This window comes from Variovorax sp. 01T439_2, from assembly GCF_056398445.1.
This window is the reverse complement of sequence record NZ_JBFTPJ010000423.1, coordinates 1-4,835: the sequence shown is the minus strand read 5'-3', so window position 1 is coordinate 4,835 and position 4,835 is coordinate 1. Positions and strand designations below refer to the sequence as shown.

Below are 4,835 nucleotides of genomic sequence, written 5' to 3'. Positions count from 1 at the left end.
CTGCCGCGATGCGCGCAAAGTCACCGGCGACGCGATGGAGGTGCGCGGCGGCTGCGGCTACATCGAAGAATGGAGCGACCCGCGGCTGCTGCGCGACGCCCATCTCGGCTCGATCTGGGAAGGCACCAGCAACATCGTCGCGCTCGATGTGATCCGCGCAGTCAAGCGCGAAGGTTCGCTGCCGGTGCTGCAAGCGCACTTCGAGGGCCTCCTCGACGACGCGCCGCTCGCGCCGGCCTTTGCCGCCGCCCTGCGCGATGCGCTCGGACGTGCTGCCGCGCTCGCATTGCTCGCGGCCGAAGATGGCGGGGATCGGCTCGCGCGCCAGGCGGCTTCCGCGCTCTACCACGTGGTCAGCGCCATCGCGATGGCATGGGAGGGTGCGCGCGGCGGCTCGGCGCAGCGCATCGGATGGGCGCAGCTGGTGCTGCTGCATCGCGTGATGCCTCGCGACCCGCTCGCCGCGTCGGAAGTGCCGCGCGWCTGGACCGCCGGCACCCCCGTTGCCCTCTCAGCCTGACCTCGATTCACCCCCATAACGACGGAGACACACCATGCGACTTCTCGCCACATTCATGCTCGCCAGCGCCGCGGCCCTGCCTCTGCTGCCCGCGGCGCACGCCGACACCTTTCCCGACAAGCCTGTCACGCTGGTGGTCCCGTTCCCGCCGGGCGGCCCGACCGACGCGATGGCGCGCACGCTGGCCGCGGAAATGAAGGACCGCCTCGGCCAACCGATGATCGTGGAGAACCGTGCCGGCGCCGGCGGAAACATCGGCGCGGAGTACGTCGCGCGCGCCACGCCCGACGGCCAGACGCTGCTCTTCGGCACATCGGGGCCGCTGGCCATCAACGCGAGCCTCTACCGAAAGGTGGGCTACGACCCGGTGAAGAGCTTCGCGCCAGTGATCCAGGTCGGCCACCTGCCGAACATCCTGGTGGTGCACCCTTCGGTCTCCGCAAAGAACGTGAAGGAGCTGGTCGCCTATGCCAAGGCCAATCCGGGCAAGCTGAGCTACGCCTCATCGGGCAACGGCGCGTCGTCGCACCTGGCTGGCGTGCTCTTCAACGCCTCGGCCGGCGTCGACCTGCAGCACATCCCTTACAAAGGCACAGGTCCTGCGTTGAACGACCTGCTGGGCGGGCAGGTCAGCATGAGCTTCACCGACGTGCTCACCGCCCTGCCCTATGTCAAGGCAGGAAGGCTGCGCGCGCTGGGCGTCACGACGGCGGAGCGTTCGCAGGCGCTGCCGGATGTGCCGACGGTGGCGGAGCAAGGCGTGCCCGGCTATGACGTGAGCGTCTTCTTCGGCATCGTCGCGCCGGCCGGCACGCCGCCCGAACGCGTCGCCAAGCTCAACCAGGCGTTCATTGAAGTGCTCGACACGCCGAAAGTGAAACAGCTGTTCGCGTCGCAGGGCCTGGAGCCGGCACCCGCTCACACCCCGCAGCAACTGGGCAAGTTCATCCAGGTACAGATGGGCGAGTGGGCCGGCGTGGTGAAGCAGTCCGGCGCCCAGCTTGATTGAAGCCGATATGACCGCATCACCTTCCCGGGCTGGYGCACTGGCCGGTATTCGCGTGCTCGACATCTCCCGCATCCTCGGTGGCCCCTACTGCGGCCAGATCCTGGGCGATCACGGGGCCGACGTGCTCAAGGTCGAGCCGCCACAAGGCGACGACACACGCACCTGGGGTCCGCCGTTCAAGGACGGCGTGGCTTCTTACTATCACGGGCTCAACCGCAACAAGCGGACGATGCACCTCGACCTGGGCAAAGCGGAGGGGCGCGAGGCGCTGCTCGCGCTGGTCGCCGAAGCCGATGTGCTGATCGAGAATTTCAAGACCGGCACGATGGAGCGCTGGGGCATCGGCTACGAGACCCTGTCACAGCGCTTCCCGCGGCTCGTATGGTGCCGCGTGTCCGGCTTCGGATCTGACGGCCCGCTCGGCGCCCTGCCCGGCTACGACGCCGCGGTGCAGGCGATGACGGGCATCATGAGCATCAACGGCGAAGCCGACGGCGGGCCGCTGCGCGTCGGCCTGCCGGTGGTCGACATGGTCACAGGCCTCAATGCGGTGATCGGCGTGCTGCTGGCGCTGCAGGAGCGCAATCGCAGCGGATGCGGCCAGTTCGTCGAGGCGGCGCTGTACGACAGTGGCCTGTCGCTGCTGCACCCGCACGCGGCGAACTGGTTCGTCGACGGCAAGGCGCCCAAGCGCACCGGCAATGCCCACCCCAACATCTATCCCTACGACGCGCTGGCGACCGGCACCGAGCCCGTTTTCGTGGCGGTCGGCAACAACGGGCAGTTCGCGACCTTCTGCCGCTGCATAGGCGTACCGACGTTGGCGGACGATCCGCTCTACGCCACGGCCGGTGCGCGTTCGGTGAACCGCGAAGCGCTGAAGGCCCGCCTCGAAGAGGCCATGAAAGTGTTCGACGGCAACGCGCTGGTCGAGGCATTGATGGCCGCCGGCGTGCCCGCCGCGCCGGTGCTGCCGGTCGATGCGGCGCTCGCGCATCCGCACACAGCGCATCGCGGCATGGTGGTGGAGATGCCGGGCGGCTACCGCGGCATCGGCGCGCCCGTCAAACTTGGCCGCACGCCGGCCACCTATCGCCATGCGCCGCTCACGCCAGGCGAGTGCTTCGAAGCGCGTTGAGATGACCGTCGACGCATCCTGCCGCTCGGATATGGTGCTTTGATGCGCCTTGAGGACCTGGATGTCTTCCGAGCCGTTCACGAGACCGGCAACTTCCAGCGGGCCGCGCTTCGCTGCGGCCTGAGCCAGTCGGCCGTCACCAAGGTCGTGCGCAAGCTCGAGGACGAGTTCAGCGTTCAGTTGATGGAGCGCGGTGGGCGTTCGCTCGCACTGACGCCAGCCAGCCGGCCGGACCTTGTACCTGCGGGCCATGGAGCTCAGCGCGCTCACGACTGCCACGCGGCGCAACATGGCGGGCCCCCTCCTCGACACCAAAAACCCGATACCCCGGCCGATTGATCGGCACAATATCCGCGTGGAACTTAACCAGTTGCGCTCCTTCTTGGCTGTTGCTCGCACCGGCCAGTTGGTCCGTGCTTCCGAGCAACTGCATCTGACTCAATCGGCCTTGTCCAAGCAGATCAAGAGCTTCGAGGACGAATTGGGCGTTCTGCTTTTCGCTCGCACCCCCGCCGGCATGGTCCTCAGCAGTGCTGGTCGCCGGCTGCTGCCGGTCGTGGTGCAAACCGTCGACTCGGCCCAGGAGATTGTCGCGATTGCCGCATCGATACGGGGCGCGGTGTCGGGCGCGTTGCGGCTGGGTACGATCATCGACCCTGAATCAATCCGACTCGGTCCGCTGCTGGCAGCGCTGCTGGAGTTTTCGCCGCACGTGGAGGTGTCGCTGTTCCATGGCATTTCGGGCGGTGTGCTTCAGTTGCTCAAGGAAAAGCAGGTCGACGCATGCTTCTATCTGGGCACGCTGAAGGACACGGAGGTCGCGGTCAGGCAACTCGCGCTGGAGCACTACGTGGTGGTGGGTCCCGCGGCATGGAAGGCGCGTTTAGAGAATGCCAGTTGGGCCGAGCTCGCCGCCCTCCCCTGGATGGCCACGCCACGAGGCAGTTCGCAGCACGGACTGGTCGACCAGATGTTCGCCGAACGGGGCTTCGTCTACCGTACCGTGGTCGAAGTCGACCAAGAGGCCTCAATGATCGAGCTTATCCAAACCGGTGTAGCGATCGGCCTGATGCGCGAGCGCATTGCGGCCCCTGTGCTGCAGTCAGGTCAGGCCGTGGTGTGGCACGGTGCACGTCTTCCTTGCCCTCTGTCTCTGCTCTACCTGCGCGCGAACRAAGACACCACCATGCTGGAAGCCTTGCTTGCCGCCGTCCAAGCGGTGTGGCCGGCGGATGCTGAAGCAGCGCTCTGATGCGTTGACGGCCGCATCCGGTTTTTCCGGGGTTGAGGGCGACTAGGGGTTTACACCAAGGCCGGCATTCGCTCGCCTCGCAAGTGCCTGTCGCGCAAGGCTATTCCGTGCAGGCGCTTCGCGCTTGCCGAGATGTCAATCGGCTTTTGCGCACCCTTTTCCTAGACTCCCGCCAGACCGAAACAAGTTGCGCGCGAGCACGACGCGGTTTCCCCGGTGCTCGGCCAACCCCAATCCGACGAGAAAATCCGCGCGGCGCCTCATCGCCTCGCGTATCTGCGCACCAAAGCCCTGAGCTGCCAGTCCGCCGCCCTCCCCGATCAATTGCCTGTCCAGCCAGGTCGCACCGATGGCACGCACCTGTTGATCGATGGGAAGGTGCGAGCGCAATTCGATGGTCAGCCCCATACTCTTCTGTGCGTCATGTCGCTGGCCCTTCCGCACCAGGTCCGGCGGCACCTGCCAGACGCCATCGGCCACGCACGCCACGACGCCGCTGCGGCGTAGAGCCTCGAGCCGGCGCACGTGGACATCGATCGTGGCCTGCGGATCGCGGTCTGCCGCCTGCTCTAGTCGGACCAGATGGTCGGCGGACTTGTAGATGCCATCCTGGATGATGGCCGCAATGGAGTTGTCCACGGCCCGCTCCCGCCCCGGCGGCTTTGCTTCCACTATGCCGCCCACCGGCAGCGCCGACAGATCGGCACGACCCGGTAGTTTCAGGTAGTGCGCCCGGCCATCGATGCCGTCGACCACCAGGTAGCCCCGGTCGTGCAGTTCGTCAGCCAGCCCCTTGCCGACGATGCGGCCCATGACTGGAGTTACCGACGCGCCATCAAAAACACATTCGCGCTGCTGGCCCTGATGTGCCCGGCGCATGATGTCCAGTGCCTCCTCGCGCTCGCTTATCTCAGTC

At 66.8% G+C, this 4,835-nt stretch carries 6 protein-coding genes; 5 read left to right on the top strand and 1 reads right to left on the bottom strand.

The genetic code is table 11. From position 1 onward, the window contains the following. From AC1DOC_RS19390 to AC1DOC_RS19370, 5 genes are all read left to right on the top strand, one after another. Window positions 1-520, top strand: a 520-nt coding sequence (locus tag AC1DOC_RS19390) for an acyl-CoA dehydrogenase family protein (RefSeq protein ID WP_478130308.1), incomplete at its 5' end; no start/stop codon positions are given. Between the two features lie 34 nt (window positions 521-554). Next, window positions 555-1,529 (top strand): tripartite tricarboxylate transporter substrate binding protein, encoded by a 975-nt coding sequence (locus AC1DOC_RS19385; RefSeq protein WP_012747218.1) that lies wholly within the window; start codon window positions 555-557, stop codon window positions 1,527-1,529. Window positions 1,530-1,536: 7 nt separating this feature from the next. Then, window positions 1,537-2,667, top strand: a complete 1,131-nt coding sequence (locus AC1DOC_RS19380; RefSeq protein WP_012747217.1) for a CoA transferase — start codon at window positions 1,537-1,539, stop codon at window positions 2,665-2,667. A 42-nt stretch (window positions 2,668-2,709) separates the two neighbouring features. After that, window positions 2,710-3,006, top strand: a complete 297-nt coding sequence (locus AC1DOC_RS19375) for a helix-turn-helix domain-containing protein (protein WP_080515735.1) — start codon at window positions 2,710-2,712, stop codon at window positions 3,004-3,006. Next, window positions 2,918-3,919 (top strand): LysR family transcriptional regulator, encoded by a 1,002-nt coding sequence (locus AC1DOC_RS19370; RefSeq protein ID WP_478130307.1) that lies wholly within the window; start codon window positions 2,918-2,920, stop codon window positions 3,917-3,919. Before AC1DOC_RS19375 ends, AC1DOC_RS19370 begins: the two co-directional genes overlap by 89 nt. Before the next feature lie 135 nt (window positions 3,920-4,054). Here the strand turns inward: AC1DOC_RS19370 and AC1DOC_RS19365 are convergent. After that, window positions 4,055-4,835: DUF3363 domain-containing protein (locus tag AC1DOC_RS19365; protein ID WP_478130306.1), on the bottom strand; the 781-nt coding region annotated here is incomplete at its 5' end.

Bases quoted from the DNA above. Each gene is read 5' to 3' on its own strand.
- AC1DOC_RS19375 (WP_080515735.1), top strand. From the start codon at position 2,710: ATGCGCCTTGAGGACCTGGATGTCTTCCGAGCCGTTCACGAGACCGGC.
- AC1DOC_RS19385 (WP_012747218.1), top strand. From the start codon at position 555: ATGCGACTTCTCGCCACATTCATGCTCGCCAGCGCCGCGGCCCTGCCT.